The 3,718-nt window shown below is 63.9% G+C and carries 6 protein-coding genes; all 6 read left to right on the top strand.

All coding sequences use genetic code 11. The features are described 5' to 3' along the window. Window positions 1-210, top strand: a 210-nt coding sequence (locus AC0L20_RS39345; protein ID WP_473295567.1) for a YidB family protein, incomplete at its 5' end; no start/stop codon positions are given. A 20-nt stretch (window positions 211-230) separates the two neighbouring features. Then, complete coding sequence (locus tag AC0L20_RS39350) at window positions 231-494, top strand: GlsB/YeaQ/YmgE family stress response membrane protein (protein ID WP_007604874.1); 264 nt, start codon at window positions 231-233, stop codon at window positions 492-494. 62 nt (window positions 495-556) lie between these two features. Then, entirely contained in the window at window positions 557-895 is a 339-nt protein-coding gene (locus AC0L20_RS39355; protein WP_085352469.1) for a hypothetical protein, read from the top strand. Between the two features lie 201 nt (window positions 896-1,096). Next, window positions 1,097-1,375 carry a hypothetical protein gene (locus tag AC0L20_RS39360; RefSeq protein ID WP_473295568.1) on the top strand — a complete coding sequence of 93 codons (279 nt, stop codon included), beginning with the start codon at window positions 1,097-1,099 and terminating at the stop codon, window positions 1,373-1,375. Further along, window positions 1,376-3,058, top strand: coding sequence for a helix-hairpin-helix domain-containing protein (locus AC0L20_RS39365; RefSeq protein WP_473295569.1), 1,683 nt, complete (start codon window positions 1,376-1,378; stop codon window positions 3,056-3,058). It abuts the gene before it with no gap. Beyond that, window positions 3,058-3,621 carry an MOSC domain-containing protein gene (locus AC0L20_RS39370; RefSeq protein WP_473295570.1) on the top strand — a complete coding sequence of 188 codons (564 nt, stop codon included), beginning with the start codon at window positions 3,058-3,060 and terminating at the stop codon, window positions 3,619-3,621. Before AC0L20_RS39365 ends, AC0L20_RS39370 begins: the two co-directional genes overlap by 1 nt. The last annotated feature ends 97 nt before the right edge of the window (window positions 3,622-3,718 follow it).

The following is a 3,718-nucleotide window of genomic DNA, read 5'->3' on the forward strand; positions in this document are numbered from 1 at the left end:
GCGGCTCAATCCTGGATCAATCAGGGGCCAAACCGGGAAGTCACCCCGCCCGAACTCCAGCAGGCTATCGGTCCGGACGTCCTTCAAAAGCTGGAGCAGCAGACCGGCCTGTCGCAGCAGGAGATCCTCGACCGATTGTCCCGAGAGCTTCCGACGGCCGTGGACAAATACACGCCTGATGGACGTCTTCCGGCTCCATCGGCGGGATAATCACAGCGATAGAGAGAGACATGGGCATTATTTGGACGATCATCATTGGCTTCATCGCAGGCATCATCGCGAAGTTCATCATGCCCGGCGATAACGAGCCGTCGGGCTTCATCCTGACCACAATCCTGGGAATAGTAGGGGCGTTCGTTGCGACCTATCTTGGTCAGGCTCTCGGCTGGTACCGGCCAGGACAAGGCGCGGGGCTAGTGGGGGCAGTGGTAGGCGCCATCATCGTGCTTTTCATCTATGGTTTTGTGGCCGGTCGCAGCCGTCGGGCCATCTAACCACAGCGAGCGGAATTCTGCGGGTTAGCGGAGAATTCGCCCGGCGCGAAAGGCGAAGCAAGATGAAATGGATGCTCGTTGTGCTGGCGGGAGGGATGACACCGGTTAACACCGACCTGGTCTTCGACAAGTTTGCCGATTGCCTCGCCGCCGAGGAGCAGATGCGAAAGCACTATACGGACGCTTTCGAGGCCTGGGACAGATGGGCCGCGGCCAATATCGAGCGACGGCGCGAATACTCGAAGGTCCGCGATCTCCAGGCCAAACGCCTGCTCAGCAACATCGGTACGTGCGTTCCTCATGCGGGCGGCGCCGCCGTAGCACCTCAGCAGCAGAGTAATCCCGCACCTTCTCAGCCTCCCCAAGGTCTTCCCACTCCGCAGCCAAGTCCCAAAACGTGACGTCCGAACGTTTCGAACAGGCCCGGCCGCAAACGAAGGTCGCAGCCGCGCTTTCATCGCCCCTGCCTTGATTGTTCTCGCCACGCGCTGAGCTGTAGCCTGCTGACGATTATAGGTGCACGCCAAATGTCGCCCATAACGGTCCAGCGGGGCTGACTATGTCGACCGAACTATAGGCCAGAATGGGCGTTTACCCAGACCATGTCTGACGCCTTCGATTACTTCCGCGCCTACGCCGTCCGGGCTCTTTGCAAAGCCCGATCGCTGCCGCGCGGCAGAATGAAGCATCTGCAGCTCGTTGCGGGGCGAATTTACAATCTCCTCAAGAAGGAGGCCGCTTACAGCCCGAACACGCAGCACCTTGAGGACTTCCGGGCAGCGCAAAAACTTGAGGCATCTCTCGATCGCCGCGATCACGGCCCACCCGCTAAAGGAGCGTTTGCTCCGGTGAGGCCGGGCGCGGAACGGGAGGTTCGTTGAGTGGCTTCCGTTGACTTACGCACCATCGTCAGTCTCCTGCGAGAATACGCACAGCGGACGGCGTTGCGTGGCGGCAACCCGTACAGGGCGAAAGCCTACACGCGGGCCGCAGACAGCCTGGCGGCCCTTGCCGTCCCTCTGGACGTGCTCATCGCCGAAGACCGGCTCACCGAGATTCCCGGCGTCGGAGATGCGATCGCCGACATCATCACCAAGCTTCACAAGACGGGCTCTCATCCGAGCCTTGAGAAGCTCCGGAAGGAGATACCCGAGGGCGTGCTCGAGATGCTCGCCGTTCCCGGCCTCCGCCCCGAGAAGGTGCTGCGGCTCTACAAGGATCTCGGCATCACCTCGCTCGCCGAGTTGGAGGCCGCCGCCAAGGACGACCGTATCAAGAAGGCCAAAGGCCTCGGCGCCGCGCTGCAGACCAAGATCCTGCAAAACCTGGCCATCGCCAAAAGTGGAGAAGGTCGCCTCCATCTGCACCGTGCCGCCGCCCTGCTCGCGCACGCCAAGGATTCGCTCCGCAAGGCTCGGCCGGAGCTCAAGCGCGTGACGATCGCAGGCGACTTCCGCCGCGGCTGCGAACTCGTCGGCGACCTCACGATCGTTGCGGAGGCTGCCAAGATCGAGAAGGCGGCGAATGCTTCGGCGACCGACGGACTGCAAATCCGCTTGTCCGACCGCAACCACTTCGGCGCCGCCCTTCTTTTCGGCACCGGCTCAGCCGCTCACATCGAGAGGCTCCAGGCTTTGGCCGCGGAGAAAGGAATGCGGCTGGAGAGCGACGGGCTGCACAAGGGCCGCACCCTGATCGCCGGCGACGAGGTCCAGATCTATAGTGCCCTCGGTCTGCCGTTCATCGATCCTGAACTCCGTGAGGGCCGCGGCGAGGTCGAGCTCGCCCTGAAGGGCAAGTTGCCGAAGCTCGTCACCGACAAGGACCTGCGCGGAATCCTTCATTGTCACACCGATGCGTCCGACGGCACGGAGAGCTTGGACACGATGGCCAAGGCCACGCGCCAGCGCGGCTTCGAGTATTTCGGCGTCGCCGACCACTCCAAGTCCGCGCACTACGCGGGCGGCCTCTCGGAGGAAGAGATCAGGCAGCAGCACCGGGACGCCGACCGGTTGAACAAGCGCTTCGGCAAGGATTTCCGGATCCTGAAAGGCATCGAGTCCGACATTCTGGCCGACGGCTCGCTCGACTATGCGGACGACGTGCTGCAGCGCTTCGACTTCGTGGTCGCGAGCGTCCACGGCCGATTCAAACTCGACCCCAAGGCGCAGACGCAGCGCCTGCTTCGTGCGATCTCCGATCCCCACACCACCATCATAGGCCATATGACCGGGCGGCAGCTGCAGCGGCGGCCGGGCTACGAAATCGACATCGAGAAGGTGTTGCGGGCATGCGCTAGGCATGACGTCGTCGTCGAGATCAATGCCCACCCTTGGCGGCTCGACCTGGATTGGCGCTGGCATCAGGCCGCCCTCGAGTTCGGCTGCATGATGAGCATCAATCCGGACGCGCACTCGATCCCCGAGCTCGACCACATGCACTGGGGCGTCGAGATGGCCCGGAAGGGCGGCGTCCCTGCCGACCGGGTCCTGAACGCGATGGCCCTTCCGGAGATCACGCGCTACCTCCGCCAGAAGCGGCGCTCGGTCGCCCGGGCGGCCTGATGCCGCAGGCGCACGATCTCTCGCTGCAGGGAAGGGTGGTGGCGGTCGCCGCCGACCCGGGGCACAACTTCAGCAAACCGCTCCAGGACCGCATCGTCCTGGTGGAAGGCCACGGCGTCGAAGGCGACGCCCACGCCGGCCCATTCGTCCGGCACCGCTATCTCGCCCGACGCCGGCCAGGCCTGCCCAATCTCCGGCAGGTCCACCTGATCCCGTCCGAGCTCTTTGCCTCCCTCTCGGACGCGGGCTTCGAGGTACGACCGGGAGAGCTCGGCGAGAACATCACCACTGCCGGTCTGGACCTTGAGCGGATGCCGCTCGGGACGCTCATCGAGCTTGGACCAACGGCCATCGTGGAACTGACCGGCCGCCGGACGCCTTGCGTTCTGATCGACCGCTTCCACCCCGGCCTTAAGCAACAGGTGCTCTCGTCGGCGGAAACGGGCCCTCCGTTCAAATCTGGGGTGCTGGGTGTGGTACGGGCCGGCGGGATGGTCGCGCCTGGTGATACCGCGCGGGCTCGCCCTCCGTCCTCCTCGTTTCGGCCTCTGCCGGCCGTGTAGAAAGAGCCTACATGGCCCGCAAATCGACCCTGCCTTATCGCCTGCAGCCCATGTTGGCCACGCTCACGGATGCGCCGTTCGACGATCCCGATTGGGT

The sequence above is a fragment of the Bradyrhizobium sp. Kon58 genome (assembly GCF_055807455.1).